This is a genomic window from Pseudoalteromonas sp. HL-AS1 (assembly GCF_031198785.1).
In the GTDB taxonomy this organism is placed as follows: domain Bacteria; phylum Pseudomonadota; class Gammaproteobacteria; order Enterobacterales; family Alteromonadaceae; genus Pseudoalteromonas; species Pseudoalteromonas distincta.
On the sequence record NZ_CP133569.1, the window covers coordinates 1,344,470 to 1,363,818 of the forward strand.

17 protein-coding genes are annotated in these 19,349 nt (G+C 39.0%); 7 read left to right on the forward strand and 10 right to left on the reverse strand.

Features of this window, described 5'->3' with window-relative positions; all coding sequences use genetic code 11:
* Positions 1–184 precede the first annotated feature (184 nt).
* Complete coding sequence (locus tag RB214_RS06300; RefSeq protein WP_165744872.1) at positions 185–2,392, forward strand: hypothetical protein; 2,208 nt, start codon at positions 185–187, stop codon at positions 2,390–2,392.
* Positions 2,393–2,518: 126 nt separating this feature from the next.
* Here the strand turns inward: RB214_RS06300 and RB214_RS06305 are convergent, their stop codons facing one another.
* The 5 genes from RB214_RS06305 to RB214_RS06325 form a co-directional block, all read right to left on the reverse strand.
* Complete coding sequence (locus RB214_RS06305; RefSeq protein ID WP_002963282.1) at positions 2,519–4,000, reverse strand: IS66 family transposase; 1,482 nt, start codon at positions 3,998–4,000, stop codon at positions 2,519–2,521.
* An 80-nt stretch (positions 4,001–4,080) separates the two neighbouring features.
* Entirely contained in the window at positions 4,081–4,431 is a 351-nt protein-coding gene (gene tnpB / locus RB214_RS06310) for an IS66 family insertion sequence element accessory protein TnpB (RefSeq protein ID WP_024604009.1), read from the reverse strand.
* Entirely contained in the window at positions 4,428–4,769 is a 342-nt protein-coding gene (locus RB214_RS06315) for a hypothetical protein (RefSeq protein WP_008467385.1), read from the reverse strand. Before RB214_RS06315 ends, tnpB (RB214_RS06310) begins: the two co-directional genes overlap by 4 nt.
* A gap of 78 nt (positions 4,770–4,847) precedes the next feature.
* Complete coding sequence (locus RB214_RS06320; protein ID WP_309168616.1) at positions 4,848–5,645, reverse strand: transposase; 798 nt, start codon at positions 5,643–5,645, stop codon at positions 4,848–4,850.
* 218 nt (positions 5,646–5,863) lie between these two features.
* Positions 5,864–6,100, reverse strand: coding sequence for a helix-turn-helix domain-containing protein (locus RB214_RS06325; RefSeq protein ID WP_024591386.1), 237 nt, complete (start codon positions 6,098–6,100; stop codon positions 5,864–5,866).
* 100 nt (positions 6,101–6,200) lie between these two features.
* Between RB214_RS06325 and RB214_RS06330 the strand changes: the two genes are divergently transcribed.
* The 6 genes from RB214_RS06330 to RB214_RS06355 all read left to right on the forward strand — a co-directional run bounded on the left by RB214_RS06330 (position 6,201) and on the right by RB214_RS06355 (position 11,362).
* Positions 6,201–6,725, forward strand: a complete 525-nt coding sequence (locus RB214_RS06330) for a hypothetical protein (RefSeq protein ID WP_182671370.1) — start codon at positions 6,201–6,203, stop codon at positions 6,723–6,725.
* The gene (locus RB214_RS06335) at positions 6,722–8,155 is read left to right on the forward strand and encodes a DEAD/DEAH box helicase (RefSeq protein ID WP_182671371.1); all 1,434 of its coding nucleotides are present in this window, start codon (positions 6,722–6,724) and stop codon (positions 8,153–8,155) included. Before RB214_RS06330 ends, RB214_RS06335 begins: the two co-directional genes overlap by 4 nt.
* Before the next feature lie 88 nt (positions 8,156–8,243).
* Positions 8,244–8,693 (forward strand): MbcA/ParS/Xre antitoxin family protein, encoded by a 450-nt coding sequence (locus RB214_RS06340; protein ID WP_182671372.1) that lies wholly within the window; start codon positions 8,244–8,246, stop codon positions 8,691–8,693.
* Between the two features lie 428 nt (positions 8,694–9,121).
* Positions 9,122–9,418: a hypothetical protein gene (locus RB214_RS06345; RefSeq protein WP_024596032.1), complete on the forward strand. Its 297-nt coding sequence runs from the start codon at positions 9,122–9,124 to the stop codon at positions 9,416–9,418.
* Positions 9,415–9,768 (forward strand): IS66 family insertion sequence element accessory protein TnpB, encoded by a 354-nt coding sequence (gene tnpB / locus RB214_RS06350; protein WP_024596033.1) that lies wholly within the window; start codon positions 9,415–9,417, stop codon positions 9,766–9,768. The genes RB214_RS06345 and tnpB (RB214_RS06350) overlap by 4 nt, the downstream gene beginning before the upstream one ends.
* Before the next feature lie 70 nt (positions 9,769–9,838).
* Positions 9,839–11,362: an IS66 family transposase gene (locus tag RB214_RS06355; protein ID WP_024596139.1), complete on the forward strand. Its 1,524-nt coding sequence runs from the start codon at positions 9,839–9,841 to the stop codon at positions 11,360–11,362.
* A gap of 231 nt (positions 11,363–11,593) precedes the next feature.
* Here the strand turns inward: RB214_RS06355 and RB214_RS06360 are convergent, their stop codons facing one another.
* The 5 genes from RB214_RS06360 to RB214_RS06380 form a co-directional block, all read right to left on the reverse strand.
* Positions 11,594–12,955: a site-specific integrase gene (locus tag RB214_RS06360; protein WP_282115390.1), complete on the reverse strand. Its 1,362-nt coding sequence runs from the start codon at positions 12,953–12,955 to the stop codon at positions 11,594–11,596.
* A gap of 134 nt (positions 12,956–13,089) precedes the next feature.
* A protein-coding gene (locus tag RB214_RS06365; protein ID WP_309168617.1) for an IS3 family transposase occupies positions 13,090–14,636 on the reverse strand; the annotation gives its coding sequence in 2 pieces (ribosomal slippage) (positions 13,090–14,177 and positions 14,177–14,636; 1,548 coding nt in all).
* 34 nt (positions 14,637–14,670) lie between these two features.
* Positions 14,671–15,123 carry a hypothetical protein gene (locus tag RB214_RS06370; protein ID WP_309168618.1) on the reverse strand — a complete coding sequence of 151 codons (453 nt, stop codon included), beginning with the start codon at positions 15,121–15,123 and terminating at the stop codon, positions 14,671–14,673.
* 2 nt (positions 15,124–15,125) lie between these two features.
* Complete coding sequence (locus RB214_RS06375) at positions 15,126–17,108, reverse strand: hypothetical protein (protein WP_165744960.1); 1,983 nt, start codon at positions 17,106–17,108, stop codon at positions 15,126–15,128.
* Between the two features lies 1 nt (position 17,109).
* Positions 17,110–19,272 carry a hypothetical protein gene (locus tag RB214_RS06380; RefSeq protein ID WP_165744961.1) on the reverse strand — a complete coding sequence of 721 codons (2,163 nt, stop codon included), beginning with the start codon at positions 19,270–19,272 and terminating at the stop codon, positions 17,110–17,112.
* Positions 19,273–19,349: the final 77 nt, after the last annotated feature.

Here is a 19,349-nt window from a genome sequence, read left to right on the forward strand (position 1 = left end):
AAATAACAAGATCAATTCCTAGCTATTTTAATTACTCGTTTACAAAAGTAATTTTTGGTGAAATTATCAGGGTATGAAATATACGCCGTTTTAGTGTGTTATGAACCGCTAAAATGGTGTTCAATAAGCTGTTATAGGGCTAGATGATTAACCTACCCTCAGTGAATAATTAAAAGGATGAGTTATGGATAACCTTAAAGTACGTCTTGAAAACTGTTACGGTATTTCTTCATTAGATGAAGCTTTTGATTTGTCGAATGCCCGAGGAAAAGCTAAAGCTTACTCAATCTATGCCCCAAATGGATTGATGAAAACATCGTTTTCTAGAACTTTTGATGCTTTATCAAAAGGTGAAAAACCAAAAGAAGAGCGTTTTAATCGCCAAACAACTTGTATTGTTGAAGTTGATAATGTCGATATCCAAAAGGAACAAATATACGTTCTTAAATCTGAAATAGAAATAAACTCTGATAATGAAGCTGTAACGAATATTCTTATTAATCAGGAAAGTAAGGCTAGATATGACTCATTAATTTCAAATATTAATAAGCTGAAATCAAAGCTTGGTACATCACTCCAAAAAAAATCAAAAATAAAAAAAGATGATGTCGAAAATAAACTGATAAATGACTTTCACGCAGATGATTTTGTAAGAGCGATAGAGTTAGCAAAAGAAATTGTCATTGGAGATGATTTAGGAAGTTTTATTTATAATGATATCTTTGACCCTAAAGCTATTGCGATATTAGAGAGTCCTGAATTTTTATCAAAATCTAATGAGTTTAATCAACGATATCAAGAGCTTTTTAATCAGACAGGTTCTATTTATAGTCGCGGAGTTTTTAACCCTGTAAAAGCTGATACTTCTTTTAACACCTTAAACAACCAAGGGTACTTTGCAGGTGGGCATAAAGTTCACCTAAAAGGTGATGCTTCTTCAATTGATTACGAAGAGCTTCAAGAAAAGATGAAAATTGTGCATGAATCAATCGACAGTGATGCTGAGCTTAAAAAGTTAAGAGGTAACTTATCTAAAAATGCGCAAACTCAAGCGTTGATTTCATTATTGGAAAGTATTTCCGCAACAGAAGTTGATTTGCTTTTACATAATGTTAAGCCTGAGAATCAAGTAGAATTCAAGAGGAGCTTGTGGGCTTTTTATATTCAAAACAGTCCAGATACTGACGTATTTCTAGAAGCATTCTCTGCCAATCAGACTGAGCTACGACAAATCGAATTAGACGCAGCAACAGAAGCACCGAATTGGTCTAAAGCTATAGAGCTTTTTAATAACCGCTTTGTGGATATGCCATTCACTTTGTCACTATTCAACCAAGTTGAAGCTGCTTTAGGAAAAGATAAAGCAAAATTAAAATTCACGTTTAAAGATGGTGATGATCGAATAGATTGTACCAGAAGTGAAATAAAGTCTTTAAGCCAAGGAGAGAAGCGTGCACTCTATCTTCTTAATTTTATCTTTGAAGTCGAAGATAGAAAAAGGAAGTCAGCGCCAACACTTTTTATTATTGACGACGTTGCGGATTCTTTTGACTATAAGAATAAGCATGCAATTGTTCAATATCTTGAGGATATATCAAAAGTAGAGTATTTTTCACAATTAATTTTGACCCATAATTTTGATTTCTTCAGGACTTTATCAAATAGCTTCGTACATTATGAAAGATGCTTAATGGCTAGTAGAACGGCTGATGGCATAAAACTATCAAAAGCTGAAGGTATAAAAAATTATTTTATTGGTAAGTGGAAAGAGCACATAACAAGTAGTGATTTTATCTTATGCGCAACTGTACCTTTTACAAGAAATCTTCTTGAATACATAAAAGGTGAAGATGATCCTGACTACTTAAAGCTGACTAGCTTGCTTCACTGGAAAGAAGATACCTCCCAAATCACAATTGGGGAGTATTATGAAATTTATAATCGATTATTTGGCACAACCTACCCAACTAACAATACAAATTCATTTAAAGAATTACTATTTTCTAAAGCTAACGAGATCAAGAATAGGGCCAATCACGATGGCCTTAATTTAGAGGATAAAGTTCTTTTATCAATTGCTATTAGAATGACTTCTGAAATTTTTCTTATTGAAGAAATGCGTAAAATAAAAGAAAACGACGCTTATTGGTGTCAATCAAAGAATCAATTTGGCGCATTAATAAAGTCATATGTAAAAGAATTGCCAGATAGTAATGCTATCAAAACCCTTGAGAAAGTTAGTATTACTGTCAGCTCTAATATTCACCTTAATTCTTTTATGTATGAACCGATATTAGATTTAACTATTGAACACTTGACCACGTTGTATTCAGAAATATTAGAGTTAGAGTCTGCTGTGTCTGTTCCCCAAGAAAGTGAGCCAGCCCTATAACAACACGCCCTGAGGTGGACGACTAGTAAAATTTAGCTATTAATTGCAAATTTTAAAAGTGGTGAGCCTCTGCGTTTTAATGCTGCTAAATACGTTGATTCATCGTGAGCGTCTAGCGAACTACACCTATGTTTTAAAATTCCAGGGTAACAAGCTGTCGATATCGGGCTCAGGCTGGCACAGTTCATCAAGGCAAGCACAGATGTAATTAAATGGGATTAGACCATTTATCTTGGCGGTTTCCACAATGCTGTAAAGGGTGGCACTAGCATGGGCACCGTTAGCCGTTTGGCTAAATAACCAATTCTTTCGGCCTATCACAAACGGTTTTACCGCGCGTTCTGCTCTATTATTATCGATGCTAAGTCGGCCATCATCAACATAGCGTATGAGCTTGTGCCATTGATTTGCCAGGTAATTAGCTGCCTCTATCAGTTTGCTGTTCCCCACTAAATTTGGCTGATCCTGCTCAAGCCATATTTTTAGCTTGCTAAGAATAGGCAGGCTAACCTCTTGTCTTGCCGTATATTTGTCATCCACACTTTTATCTTTGATGCGTGACTCAACGCCGTACAGTTTTTGGATAAGGCTCAATACCACATCCGCTTTGCCGGTTTTGTTTTTACCTTGTAGCTTTTTCGCGTCGATAAATTTACGACGAGCATGCGCCCAGCAGCCGATTAAGGTTGCCTCTGTTCTGGCATAGGCTTGATAGCCATCCACGTGCAAGTACCCTTGATATCCATCAAGATAATTGACCACGCAGGCGGCCGCGCGACTATTGTGGAAGTCGTAAAGTACGATATTAGGGATAGGATTATTCGGGTCTGGTGAATCTCGACCCGAGCAATACACCCACATGTAACTGTTTACTTTGTCCGATTTCACCACCTTTAATGGCGTTTCATCGGCAAACAGCGTGGGTTGCCTTAACAGCTCGGCTTTAAGCCGTTCAACTAATGGCGCGAAGAGTGTGGCTGATTTGTCTATCCAGCTGCTCATGGTCTGTCGACTGAGTTCAATACCGTATTGCTTAAACATCGCTTCCTGGCGATACAGCGGTAACCCGTATTGGTATTTACTGGTGATAAGCTGACTGAGCAAACTGCTGGTTGCAATGCCTTTGTTGATGGGCATGGCAGGCATTGAGGCTTGTTTAATCTGTGTCTGAGTTGAGGATTTATCACAGTGACGGCAGGCGTATTTAGGCCTAATATGCTCAATCACTTTGATTTTAGCGGGTATGAACTCAAGCTTTTCTGACTTATCTTCACCCATTTTATGTAGCTCACCGCCACAGCAATCACATGTTTTGTCGATGATGTCGTGAATAACCTGCTCACGAGGTAAGTCTTTTGGCAGTGGCTTACGCACCGGCTTTTTACGGGTATAGCTAATGGATTGTTGCTCTGCCTCAACTTCCTCAACAATTTCTTCCACTTCATTGAATAACTCGCCTTGCCCGGCAAAGCCTTCAGCACTTTTGCCGAATTGTTTTTGTTGGGCCAAGCTCCAGCGCTCTTCCAATGCCGCAATCTGGGCATCCTTCTGCGCTAACAGTTTTTCAAGTTCAGCAATGCGCTGTTTAAGGGCGAGTTCATTTTTCATGACGCCTATTTTAAGGCATCATCAAAGGCTTTGCAGTGCTAACTGAACTCACTTTGATGATCATCAATCGATCGCAAATATTAAAGCATTTTCTTACCTGCGACATCAATTTTACTGTGTCCAATCACATCATAACCCGATAATAACCAGTGTAATTGCTGCTCGCTTAAGGTCATGGTGGGTGACATGAGTTTGGGCCATTTGAACTTATGCTTATCTAATCGCTTATACCACAGTGCAAAACCGGTGTTATCCCAGTAAAGCAGTTTGAGTTTGTCACGGCCTTTATTACAAAACACAAATAGCGCACCACTGAGCACGGGTAGTTCAAGCTCTGCTTCCACCAACGCCGCCAGACCATTAATTGATTTTCGAAAATCAACGGCATCGGCACATAAATAGACGGTGGGTACATCAACGAACATCCTCATACCGTTAGCCCTTTAATAATGGCAACGATATCGGCCGTCGCTAAATCGATAGGAAACGTGAGTTGGCCGGTTAGCGTATCAAACTGCAGCGTATTTTGACGAGTTTGCGCGCAGACTTCAGTAGTTTGTTTTACCTGGACAAAACGTGATGATGTAAGGCACTGCGTGTGCACTGGCAAGGTGGAATTAGGCTGGTCTTTTGCCAGTAAAGCACGTTGTTTATAATAAGTCGTAATAGCGACATTATGGTGTTGGCAGAATTCAATATTAGTACCACTAAACGTACTGCGTTTCAGCAAAAGCTGCTGCCACTGTGCGCTTGTTCTGTAAGTTTTCATCACCTGCTCCGAATTTATCATTGAGCAGGTATTTTTAGATAATCAGAGCATCGATGCTAGGTGTGGTTCGCTAGACGCTTACGATTCATCGTAGGGTGTATTCGTTTTCCAACACCTAAATACAATCCTTATCCATTTAAATGCCAGTGATCTAATAATGCTGTTGTGCGGCTTACCCTTGGCTTTTTGTTGCTCATAATACGCTTTAGCCCAAAATGAATAACGAATAGAAAAGCCTGCCCATTCTACAAATGTTTGCCTTAAAAAAGTGGGGCAACTATAACGCCAATGAGTCCACATCTTTTGACCACTGCGCTCAATAATAGGCGCTATACCCGCGTACTTTTGAAGCTCTGCAGCATCATTGTAACGCGCACGATTACTTCCAAAAGCAACAAGTAAACGTGGGGCGAGTTGTGGACCTGCACCGGGTAAGCTATCAAATATCTTTTTATCCTGCTGGGCTTTATAAGCCGATTTTATTGCTTTATCGAGCTTTTCAATACCTTTTAATAACACTTTAAATTGCGTAATAAGCACTTCAACGAGAATTTGATTAGGCACAATGACGCCTTCATCCAGAGTTAATGGCATTGAATTCTTAATACTGTCTAATCGTGCATTATTGACCGTGGAATAGTGTGAGTTATGACTCTCAAAAAAGTCGAGTAAAGTCTGTTTTCTTGCTTTTTTAACCGCAGTGAGTGACGGCCACTTCTGAATGAAGTCGCAGAATATATACGTGTCCTTTTCTTTAAACCATTCAAGTACCTGTGGGTAATAATTCTTTAATGTCGCTGTTATTTTATTGGATAAATCGACACTGTCTTGCACTAAACTTCGGCGATATTCAACAAGCTGAGACAGCGTTCGCATAGCTGCTGACTTTGTAGTGGTCAATAAAATTTGGCCACAGTTTTATAAGTAGCGCAAACAATGCCGCTAGGATACGAGAAATGATGTAACGGCAAATATGTACTATTTCAACTTAGAACGGTTTCATACACCGAATGGTGACCTATCGGCAGTAGAATATGAGCAAAGATCCTTAAGAAGCCCTGATTTGATTTCGCAGAACTTGGATGTACTTTTAATTAATCTAAGTTAAGTTTATACATCAATCTTGGTGGCATTATGTCTTCAAATTCACAATTTAACGCATTAGCTAGCTTGTATAATGTTTCTAACTTAATATTCACATTACCTCTTTCCATTTTTCCATAGTTACCACGCTCTATACCTACATAGGCGGCAAAACCTTCTTGCGAATAGCCTGCTTCTTTGCGTTTTTCACGTAGTTTTTCACCAAAATGTTTAACTAAATCACTCACCTGATTTTCCTCAAGGCAAAATGATTAGATTTTCATGTTGAGCGCTTAACTACCACGCCCTATAATACCCATTATTATAAGAAGTTTATTAGGATTTACTTTGAAATTTGACCCTCTCGTAGCTCAAATTATTGTTGCACCAAATTTTAATAACTTTACAACAAGTGATGTCCGCTCGGCGTACTTAGCATTAAAAAGTGATTCTTCTTTAGTACCTACAGCCGTTAGGCGAAATATATATGCTGAATTGCTCAAGCTTGTTAAAAAAGGCTGGTTGAAAAAGGTGGTATCAAATAAAAAAGGATTTACACGATTCAATAAAACAAAGAGCTTTAACGTTGAGGCAATTACTCACTTAGCTAGTGCCATACCTATTGCAACAACAGAAAAGGCAGATGATAAACACGCGCTGTTACTTAGTAAGTTAAACCATTACAAAGCCGAGCTGTTATTGAATATGGGGGAGTCTGAGGCATATAAAGAGCTTTATTTGGAGTCACCCGAACTGGTAGATGAACTTCAGCCACAATACAACAAAGCGAGAGACAACAATACAAGAATACTTGGCAAGATTAGAGCGATTGAAGGCTTATTGAAGCAAAATGAAGAAATAGAGAAAATATGAAACTAAGACTATGGCAAACCGAGTGTATTAATTTAGCGCTTACACAATACCAGAGCGGCAATAGCCACTTTTTAGCCTTGGCAACTCCTGGGGCGGGTAAAACCTTAATGGCCTCAGAATTAGCCGATCAATTATTAAAAAACAATATGGTCGATTTAATCATTTGTTTTTCACCGTCGTCTATTGTTTCTCAAGACTTTAAGGAAAGCTTACAGCTAAAAACGAATGAACGATTTGATGGGCTTATTGGCGCTAAAGGTAGAGCTTTAACCTATCAAAGCTTACAGTATTTAGATGTGCACTTTTGGCAGCTATTTGAACGATATCGTGTTTTTGTAATATTTGATGAAATTCATCATTGTGCTGGCTCTAATATGGACAATGCCAATGCATGGGGTGAACAGATAATACTTAACATTCAAAATAAAGCACAGTACACATTAGCCTTAACAGGCACTCCTTGGCGCTCTGATGCTGCACCTATTGTTCTTTCATCTTACCAGCTGCCTAACAACAAAATAGCGTGTGACTACGTTTACGGGCTTTCAGAGGCTATTGTAGATAATGTGTGTCGGGTTCCAAAAATAGTAGCTGTTGATAATAACCATATTACAGTTGTAGATGACGTTGAAACCAAAACATTTAACTGCTTTAAAGCGTTATTAAACTACTCTGGCGTTTCTTATCAAGAAATTATTGAAAATGAAGCGGTAATAAAATACATAATTTCTTCCGCTCAAAAAAAGCTTATCTCATTTAGATTGATAAACCCCGATGCAGCGGGGTTGATTGTTGCATCGTCTGTTGAGCATGCCCATCAAATCTCTATGTTAATGCGAACTCACTTTGACGAGGATAGCACTGTTGTAACCTACCGAGAAAATGAACCTACAAGTATTATTCAGCAGTTTAGGTATGCACAAACTAAGTGGATTATTTCTGTTGGTATGATTAGCGAAGGTACAAATATCCCTCGTTTGCAGGTTTGCTGCCACCTTACAAACATAAAAACAGAAATGCATTATCGCCAAATATTGGGCCGTATACTGAGGGTAACAAACTCTAAAAACCAAGAAGCTATTATGTACATGCCTGCCGAACCTAAGCTTTTAGAGTACGCGTATAGAGTTAATCAAGATGTTCCATTTGAAGCTGATGTAGTTAAGTTTGAAAAGATGAAAGCTACTGCTGAAGAACCTACTGAAGATGAAGGTTTAAGTGAAATGACCTTTAATAAGAAAAATAAAAAAACCTCCAAAGCTCAGTTTGATTTTGATAACTTTGCTGACTTTTTTGATCAGCCAGTTATGAGCAATAGACCTGAAGCGACAGAGGAACATTTTTTAACCGGTGCCTATGAGCGAATTATTAATATATCAGGCCGTTTTCAACAAGAAGCGATCGCTTTAGGGTTAAGTGAATTGCGGTAAATACGCTAGAATTTACCTCAAGTAGACCTCTACAGGTAACATCAATTTCAGTTACACGAGGAAATATAACTTAATTTAAGGTGTTGCTATGTATAGCTTCTCTGAAATTCATAAAAAAATAGACTTTATAGAGATTTTAACCAATAGAAAGATCAGTGAAAGTTCAAGTCACCTAGAGCAAATTAACTTTATACATCAAGGTGTATATATCAAAAATGCTGAGCGTCTAAGGATAGAGTTAGGCTGGGATATACGAGTATTTTCTTCAGCTATTAGAACTAGCAACAGCTCATATGTACGCTATAAAAAAGAATTAAAGTCTTTAAATACCACTTTGAGTGAAAGTGCATTTGAAATTGCAAAAATTTGCTCTTTTTGTCTTGATTACTTTGAAAATATAGAGCGTTTTAATATTTGGTTAAACGCCCCTTCACTCCAATTCGACTCTAAAAAACCTTTAACGTTTATGAATTCTATAGCTGGCCGTGAATTAATTAAAAATACCGTAAACAGACTCAAGTATGGCTATAACGCCTAAAATGAAGGTGTCTTATGACGTGAAGCACACTATCAATAGACTTCAATACCTGAGGGGAAGCTCTCTTCATTGCTTGATTTTGCAAGAAGTTATCACTTTAGAAATTAATGAGCTTATTAATGGATAAATTTTCTCTGATAGTCACATTTTTTCCAGATATAGTCTTTGAACCTTGAAAAACTCCGATATCGCTGGTGATGAAGCTAGCTAGTCTCTATTTCTCCATGGTATTGGAAATGCAGAAGATGAGGTTGTTTCTAGAGCAACATATAATCTTACTTTCAGGTCAAAGGCATACATTCGACAGGCATCGGCGTAACTTCCGAATGGGGATCTAATGGCACTAAAAACGTAAGCGTCCGAGCAACGACACCTAGCAGAGTGGATTTAATTAATAGAAAATATCGTCAGTTTCTACTGGAGGTATTATGCAAAAAAGAACCCTTAATGACTGGCAAAAATTGATTGAGCAGCAACAAACCAGCGGCTTATCTATTGTCGCATTTTGTAAAGAAAACATGTTACCCACTTCAAACTTTTATAAATATCGGTCTAAGTTACAAGACGCTGCAAAAGCACCTAAATTGGTGAAAGTGCAAAACAAAGCCATTCCCCATAAAGTGAATGCCTCAATCACGTTATCTCATGGTGAAACTCATTTAACTATACCAACCTCATCTGAGCCTACATGGGTGGCTAATTTAATAAAGGCGCTGCAAGCATGAACATGTTTATTGATGTGCCCGACGTGTACCTTTGCAATCAGTTTGTCGACTTCAGAAAATCCATTAATGGCTTAGCGGCCATTGTTGAAAGTGAACTCGAACTGTCAGTGCTATCCGGTGCCGTGTTTGTTTTTTGTAATAAAAGCCGAGATAAGCTGAAGATATTGTATTGGGATAACACAGGCTTTGCCCTGTGGTATAAACGCCTCGATAAGCACAAATTTAAATGGCCGAAAAACCTCAGCGCCGACACCCTAAACTTAACCGAGCAACAATTACACTGGTTATTATCTGGGTATGATGTCATAGGGCATCAACAAATCAACATCGAAAACGCTAGCATTATTTAGATCGTCGCGGGATCAATATTAACCATCGCATTAAGCTAGTTTACGGTAAAAAACATTATAAAATAGAAGGATGAATATTGATGTTAACCGCCTTCCAAACGATCCGGCGTTGCTTAAAAAGCTGTTGGTAGAGCACGCTGAAAAGTTAGCGCAAGCGACTGCGAGAAACCGGTATCTAGAGGAGCAATTCCGCCTAGCGCAACAAAAACAATTTGGTAAAAGTACCGAAGGCTTTGACGCACAAGGTGAATTGTTTAATGAAGCCGAAGACATCATTGAGCAACCTGATGAGCTTGCTACGCAAGAGATTAGCTACACACGCAAAACACCAAAGCGCAAACCATTACCCAAAGACTTACCCCGTGAGCAAGTGATTCATGACATTGCCGAAGAAGACAAGGTGTGTAACTGCTGTGGTAATGAGTTGCATAAAATGGGTGAAGACGTCAGCGAAAAGCTCGACTTCGTCCCCGCAAAGATAAAAGTCATTGAGCATATTCGCCCAAAGTACGCGTGTCGTGAATGTGATAAGTCAGGGTCGAATAACAGTATTAAACAAGCCAAGATGCCAAACATGGCCATCAACAAAGGCATGGCCACGTCCAGTTTATTAAGTCAAATCATCACCAGCAAATATCAATATGCACTGCCACTGCACAGACAAGAGTCGATGTTCAAGCAATACGGCATTGAGCTTAGCCGTAAAACCATGAGTGACTGGGTACTCGCATCCGCTACCTTGTTTGAACCGCTGATACAACGACTGAAACACGCGTTACTTAAACAGCCTGCGATACATGCCGATGAAACGACGGTCAATGTGGTCAACGCCGACAAAGTAAAAAGTTACATGTGGCTATATTGTACCGGCACGGATTCGCCATCGGCTATAAATAAACACAACCCAATACCAAACATTGTGCTTTACGACTATCAAAACAGTCGGGCAGCTTCCTGTGTGGTTAATTATCTGGATGGCTATTCGGGCTATTTACAGGTTGATGGTTATCAAGCGTATGCACAAACGCAATCAACACTCGTTGGTTGCTGGGCCCATGCACGTCGTAAATTTATAGAAGCAAAACACGTGCAGGGTAAAAACAAGACAGGCAAAGCCGACGTAGTCTTGAGTCTTATTCAAAAACTGTACGGCATTGAATCAAAACTCAACGATAAAACACCAGAACAAAAGCATGAAATAAGGCAAGAGCAAGCGAAACCTATTATCGATAAACTGCATAAATGGCTAGAGCAAAACCAGCCACGTTTAGTCGGGAAAACCAAGTTAGCAGAGGCAGCAACCTATCTCGCTAATCAATGGCATAAACTTATAGTTTACCTTGAAAATGGTCAGCTTAATATCGACAATAACCGCGCCGAGCGCGCTATCAAACCATTTGTTATTGGCCGTAAGAACTGGATGTTTAGCCAAACCTCACGCGGCGCAATAGCAAGCGCTCACCTATACAGCATCATCGAAACTGCAAGATCCAACGGCTTAACGCCATTTGATTACATCATGCATTGCCTCGATGAGCTTTGTCAGCCTGAGCCAGACATAGAACAATTATTGCCTTGGAATATCAATATCTAGGTGATGATCACCGGACGTTTACCTAAAAACTATTTGGGAATATAACTATAAATGGCTATGAAACTATATTAACAGGTAAAAGTGTCGCTAATTTTAATGATCCCACTATTTACCGAAGCATAGTTGGTGACTTTGAAAGTGTAGAGTTTCCTAGTTTGTAAAGTAACCCGGATATTGGCATACGACGACCAAACATCCTTAACATGTCCAATTGGAATTGATTAAGTCTCATTAAGTAAGCGTAGAAAACTTACGAAGCTCAGATAGTGTTATTAATAGAGAATCTAAAGCCTCCTTTTCACTAATTTCTTTTGAGTTTAGAGCGCCAGCAACCTTGAGCATGTGTTTCACTCTAATCTTAACCTGAGTTGATACTTGGTTTTCCTCTATATTTCGATTTGAAGTAGGTTGATTAGTTTCATGGGCGAGGTGAATGTATGTTGATAATGTGTCAGTAGATGCGTGCATAGTGATTTTTCGGCACGCATTTGCAGCAACCGTTAAAATGTTATGAAAACTTCCGGATTTAGCTAATTTTTTAATGGACTTAGCTATTGTTAGAGTGATAAACCTATGGCGGAAGGAGTGGTTGGTAACATGGCTGAGATGGCGGCAGTATTTGCTTCCGTTAATAACTTTCTTAGCATAGTTTTTTAAGTATGTGGCCTTGAGCGCCTTCCCGTTCCTTGAGTCAACGAATATCGCATCGTGGCTAATATCAGGAAATATATTTTCCACCATTTCGATGTGCCAAAGTAGAATCTGGATATCGTCCCGAGTTGTTTCAACTTCGCGCTTTTTGCCTTTGTACTTACCTTTCACAACAGGAATGTTTCTAATGATGTGCTGCTTGCTGCTAAGCAGGCCTTTGGCCGCTTCCTTAATCATTGATCTGGTGATTTGATGTATTTCGGTAATTCTCGAGCCAGATATATCAAGTAAAGTGGTGAATGCTTGCCATCTGCTTAGGAGAAAATCGTCAACAATGGGGTGGAACGTGTTGCAATTAATCGAATCAAGCCACATCTCTAACTCGTGGTCACGAATGAAATCAACATCAGTACTTATGTGAATTAAGCCATCAAGGCAGTGGTGAGTATAGTATTGTATTTCTATGTGGCCTTTTTTTATAGTCTTCTTCGTATAGTTTACCTTGTAACTCTTAGTGTCATCTTTATCGCAGCTGGCTAACATTACCTCTGGTTGTCGGTTAGATATATATACTATGTATTCAATAGCTAACCTGACGTGTTTTATTATTGTGTCGTCAAATATACCTCTGTCTTTGAGGTGATCAACAAAGTGATAGAGAGTGCTATCATTCGCATCATAAATATTGGTGTTTTCTAGCTCTAGAAAAGAGCAGAACAAATTTAAGTTGTATGCCTTTTTAACAACTGTAGTTGCAAGGGGTTTTACGTTATAAACTCTAGGGCCGCCTCCAACATGGGTAAGAAATGCGTTCGCATTCCAATCAAAGCTGCCACCTTCCTTTATAATCAGGGGGACCTGGCATTTAGACCTTTCAGCTATTCTGCTGCTAGTTAAGATGCTACCAAGGTTAGGCTGGTCGGCAATAAAAACTTTCGACATTACTTAACGTCCCAAATACGCTGTTTTCCAAGTATGTGCGCTTGGTCTAGGATTAGTTTTCTAATGGCGTCGTCAATTACCTTATCCTCTCGGTAGCGGAGTTTTTCAAGTTAGTTGTCGCATCAAGTTAAATTTTATGCCGCCCGCACTTCTTCTTTTTTCTCCGGATTTAAATTTACTTCATTGATCATTGTCCAATCTCTAGACTTTCCTGACCAACGACTTGGATTCTGTAATTTCGCCATTTCATTTACCTGATGACGTTTCGCTAGTATCGCTTTATCTAACCCTAAATGACGCTGATTTGGCGTGACAAACTTAATACCGCTGTGTAAGTGTTCATCGTTGTACCAATTTACAAACCCGTTAACCCATTTCCTTGCGCTCGCGATATCTTCGAAGGCTTTTTCAGGGTATTCCGGGCGATACTTTAACGTCTTGAATAACGATTCAGAATAAGGGTTATCATTACTCACAGACGGTCGGCTAAATGAAGGAACAATACCTAACTCCTGCAATGTCGCTAATAACGTTGCCCCTTTCATTGGACTGCCATTATCCGAGTGCAACGTGACTTGCTCAGGCTTTACCTGCTCTCGCCTGCAAATATCTACCATTAAATCAGCCGCCAGTGTGCTTAGTTGTGTGTCATGAACCTGCCAACCAACTATTTTTCGACTATAAATATCCATCACTAAATATAAGTATAAAAACTGACCTTTAACAGCTGTTGGCAAATACGTGATATCCCATGTATAAATTTCGTTTACACGTATTGCCTTGAGCGCTTTTGGCTTTTTTATCTTTTTATTTGGTTTAACTTTTTCTCTGTGTGTTAATAATTCATGTGATTTCATAACGCGATAAAACGAGCTTTCTGATGCTATCCACACACCTTTATCCAATAGTTTAGGGACTATCTTGCTGGGTGGTAAATGCCCATATCCTATTGAATTAACAGTCTTAATTATACGCTGTTGCTCTAATTCAGTTAGCCTGTTTGGTGGTCGCTTTATCGTACTTGTTCGCTTATCTGTCATATCATCAGCTTCAATCCAGCGTTGAATTGTTCTTGCCGTTAGACCAAGTAACTCACATGCTTTCTCTTGCCTTGCCCCTGATTTCTGCGCGTCGGTAATGAGCTTTATCAATTCATGACGCTCAGTTGAGCTGGTTAATCGTCCTCGTTGAAACCCCAGAGCGCATCGGCTTTTTTTTTGAGTACAAGTAAGGCGGCTGTTTCTGCTAACGCTTTGTCTTTACGATTAAGCTCTTTTTGAAGCTGCTTAATTTCTTGTTTGAGCTGTTTACTGTCTGATTTTACGGGCTTCGTTGAGGGCCCTTTAGCAAAATCTTGCTTCCATTGTTTAATATGATGCGGGTAAAGCCCCTTAGCGCGGCAATATTCATTAAGAGCTGCTTCATCTAAACTCGCACATTCAATAATGGCGTTAAGCCTTTCTTCTAAGCTCCAGTCATGAGGGCGTTTTTCTGTTGTCATGTGACTACCATTATTTTTAGTTTCAAGTTCATGGTTTTTAGCAAGCGCGATCCATCGTTGCAAGGTTGAATAACCGATGCCTAAATCAAGCGCAATATCTTCTAGGCGAACATCATCACATTGAGATAATGCTTTTTCAACAGCTTGAACTTTAAATTCTTGTGTAAATCGACGTCTCATTTTATCTGCCTCTATTAAAAGTTAGAGGCGACAACTATCCTGACACAGGGGGGTAGCTTTCAATCAGATGCATGTAAGCGCGATATACTTCTGCTAAGGAATTTTTCAGTTCTTCATTCTCTTTGCGTAATTGAACAGTGGTGTCGTCAGTAGATTCATATTGCCGCCTCTTTTTACATTCCTTTTGGCCTCCAGCGAGTCTTTTATTTACATTTTTGATCGCCGCTTGAAGTTTTTTAAGTGCCTGAGCGTTGTGTTTGGTGTGTGCTGTATTCCATGAGTATGAGACGATGCCTAGTTCATCATCGCTCCATTTGTGAACAGCTGACTCCGCAATAGAATATCCTTTAATATTCAGGGATGTGTATACATCATCAATACACTTAATTGCATCTATTAAATTGGCTTTCTTTAAAATTGACTTGGTAATGTCGTTCTTTTTGTTTATTACCTCAGTTGAGGTTTCTCCAGGCTTGTACTGAGACATTATTAGTATCCTTTTTTTCCAGAGAAATAAAAGAAAACTTCCTCACCTTCAATTCTACAAAAGCGAACTTCCTGGTTGGTTTTTTCTTTATGTTCAGAAATTAGCTTTTGCACAAGAGGTTCTATTACAGTCGATACATTCGATGTTTTTCTAGCTTTATCAACAATGGCGAGAATATCTTCATCAGCATTGATGTGTTTGTTTAAAGAGGCTCCGATTCTAGCAAGAGCTAACTCTGCTTCCTCAATCCATTCATCAGTTGGAGCTATTTCAGCATAATGAAATGTCTGGTCTAAGCTGGCGTGCCCCAGAAACCAAGAGAGTTCATCCAGCCCCTCTCCATCAGTAAGATTGAAATATAGAACTGCGAAGAAGCGTCTAAATTGATGTGTTCTCGCGTACCATCTCTTTCCATCAATCACTGGAGACTCGACCCAGTCAAAAAATGTATCTAAGCAATCGTCTAGAGCGTCTCTGCTAAGTGCTTTTTGATGTTCATTAGTTTCTCTTGTATAGGTGGATGCGGTGCTTGAACGAGCATTGAGAGTACGAGTAAAAAGGTACGATTCTTTATCGTCACAAACTAAACTACGTCTATCTTCAATTTCGCATACAAATGCAGCAAACTCTAAACCGTAATCATATACTAGGTCAGGGATTGGCCTGTGTACCTCTTCAAGCTCCCATCTTTCTGAGCTTTTTGGTATCCGCAAAATTAGATCAAATAAGCCATCTATTGGTGATTGCACAAAACAATTGCGTCTCAATGTGAGAAGTGAAGTTGTTCTGGCAGCAGAAAAACTAGCGATAAGTATCCAGATAGAGGCGATGTATATCCTTACAGCTGTTGCTACGGATATGCCGTCGCTAAAATCGTTTTTATAATTCTCACTCTCACGACGCCATGAAGTAAGATTTAGGTCGTTGAGGGCGGCAGGTATCGAGGTGTTTTCAAAAGCCATAAGTTGATATTTAATAAAATTATCAATATGTTCTCTTGCTCCGTTAGAGTTTATTATGGCTCTCTCTTCCTTATTTAACGAAGAAAGGTATTCCCTCAACGCTAGCCCATAAGTGCGAATAAAGTGGAGTGCCGATGACAGTGTATGAAGAGCCGTTTCAACTGGCATAAGTGGGGTTTTCTTGGGTTCAACCATTTCATTGAAAATGGTGTGCCCGCTTGAGAAGAGCTTCTGTACAGCGTGCCTGAATTTGTACTTTTGAGTAGGTCTGGCTGTGTAAAGGCAGTGAAGTTTAGATATTTCGTTTGATATGGTTTTAGCTTTTGGTACTAAATCACGATCTGCGTCGAATTCAATAATGTAAGCATTGGGGTAATGTTTTGTATAACCAATTTCAGTGCGGAATTTTTCGTGATTACATTCTAAATATTTTATTAACCTGTTTTTTAGGCTTCCGAACTGCCTGGTTGTAAGTGTTGTTGACCGTTTTAGTAAGTCCCAATCTATATCGCCTTTTGAATTCCAGTGATTTAGAATAATTTCCAATAACTTATCAAAATCAAGCCTTTCTACTTTGAAAGATAGTAAATAATCTTTAACGTGTTCAAAGCTGATTTCCGCCAAGGTTCTTATAGGCTTCTGGTTTTTTAGCTTTTGCAGTTCATTTGCGTGAAATATCAAGTGACACGCAGTTTTCAATATATCTCCGGTTCTTTCAGCTCTTGTTATCTTGCCTTTGGTATTCAAGTAGAGCAGGCTGTTCCTTACGTCCTCAAGTAAAGGTTTGTTGATTTTATCTGTCAGTAGTTCGTTGTGAGAAACCTCTCTGGCAAAAGTAAGATTTCGAGTAAGGTTCTGGTTATCTTCTAATGCATACCCTGTTTTTGCTATCACCCAGGTAGTATCGAATACACTTTCATTCATCATCCAGCTGGGTTTGGGGTAGCTGTCCACCTTATTCATAGTTGCTGATTTATTAGGGTCATGTAGTTCTTTGTAAGGGGGTAATCCAGTATTTTCCATTTCACTCTTCTTCGATGCTGTTAAGTTTTTTCTCAGCTTGTCTAAGAAGTTGCTTCATGATGAGAGGACCTTCAGAAATTTTAGAAATTGCAGCTCTACAGTCATCTTTAAGACTTTGCTCTTTACCATCCTTTGCATATTTCAATGCCAGCACTATATTTTTAAATGATACGCAAAAATACTTAACCTCAGAGGTTTCATATTCTGTCTCTTGTGATTTAAGGCTCTCATAAAGAGAACCCCCCATATCTGGATTGTCGAAAGCTTTTGTAACTTGGTCGCTAAACTCTCCGATAGTTAACCCAATTGAGTATTCTGGTGATTCATCATAGGCTATAGCCATGAACAAGAGGATGTGCTGAAAGTTTCTGATTTTTACTCTATACACTAATTCAGCTAGGTAATCAGGGATATACCTTGTAAGAGTGGTTTTTACAGTGTTTCCAAAGTAATTAGCGGCCTTTAAGGAGTTACCATTGGAGTCTAAATAAATCCAAACTCCTTTTGATGAGCGAACTTTTTTTAGTGTGATATTATTTAATATGTCGCTGTTTTTTGCAGCCTTAGCTCTGATTGTTTTTAATGTATTTTGAAAGGTTCCAGGCGTGCGGTATTTGACGCCATCTTTGGAAGAGCATAACCAGAGCTCACTTTGTTTTGTAACTTCTCTCGCCCTACAGGTCATACTAAGTGCTATTTTTAGGCAGGTCGCAGCATCAATATCCTGTTCTGGGATATCTTTTAGATCGAGTAAAGACCCCTCAGCCTTTCTTGTTTTAGCATGTCTAGCTCGGGGCTTTAAGGCCCTGAGTCTTACAGAACCTTCATCAGTTACTTGGATAAATTCATGCCCGTGACCACCTGAATATACTTTCACCCTATACAGCGAGTAAGGGTTGATACCAAGCTCTTCAACAATGATGACTTGCATCGCGGAAGCTACTGAAGTTGTTAATCCAAGGTATTGTTGAACTTCATTTATACATCTAATTCCTTCTAGGTTGTGTTTCCCCGTACCATTTATGAAGCAGTCATAAAAGTGATCGAAGTAAGCCACAAGGTTACTTACTCTTTTTGGGGTTGAAGCAATTCCGCTTGAAAATGGATTGCACTCTTTTTCCCATGCCCGATGATTTTTTGAAGTGACTGTTTTCAATGTTCGAAGCTCGGGATGCTTGAGGAATTCAGACTTTTCACTGTTCGATATTATCAGGTCACGATCTTTAAACTTTCGGTAAGCTTCGTAGACTATTTTCCTTGCTTCTTTAAGTAAGAGCTTTAGATTACTGTCAAGATCATCGGCTAGCTCTTTTATGAAATCAGGTGTGTTTCTGAATAGGTTTTTTTTTCGTTCATCATAAACGTCAGTGGTACATAGGAGAGGGTTGTTGACTGTAACCTTCATGGTTTTTGTGCACCTCCGTAGGTTGTCTGGAAAGTCTGTATTCTTAGGTATAAGATTATGGTCCCTAAGGACCTCAATGGCATTTTTTACGTTTTGAAACTTTCCGTAGGCAGAGTTTCTGGAGAACTTGCGTAGTAGGTTGTTCCTGAATTTAAGTAGCGATCCTTCGATTACCTTTGGATGTTCGTACCATCTTTGGTGCTCAAAATATACAAAGTTTAAAAAGTCATTTAGTGGACCTCTGTGGTGTTTTACTATCTTGAAATTGTAGACATGCTCTTTTAACCTCACGACTATTTTAGCAGAACAGGTTCTTGATAGCGTATCGTAGAATTCTTCGTCAGCACTGCACTTTTTAGGCTTGATCTTGCTTAGATACTTAGTAGGAATTACCTGAGTCTTATAAACTTTATATTTAGCGTTAAAATTGGGCTTCTCAGGGAAGCGCAAGTCGCCCGTGATTATTCCTTTATTTACTAATAGTGACATTAGGTTGTAAATTTCGGAGAGTTTTGTCAGAACCACATGGTTTGTGTAGTTTTGGCACAGGTGTGTGCGGATATATACGAGAACCTTTGTTAGTTCAGCAGCGTCACCATTTCTTATGGGGGATTCTAGTAGTCCAATGTATGTATCTACTAAGTTGATTACGTTGTTCCTTCCTTGGCGCGCCCGACTTCTGGCATACTTAACGAGCACTCTGTGTGACTCTGGGCATAGAGAGGCGGATAACGAGTTGAGTTTTACTTCGATTGACATCCCAAAATCCCTACTTGAAAATTTCAATTAGAAAAACTATGGTATCAATTATTGTATAAGTCAAATATATAGAGTAG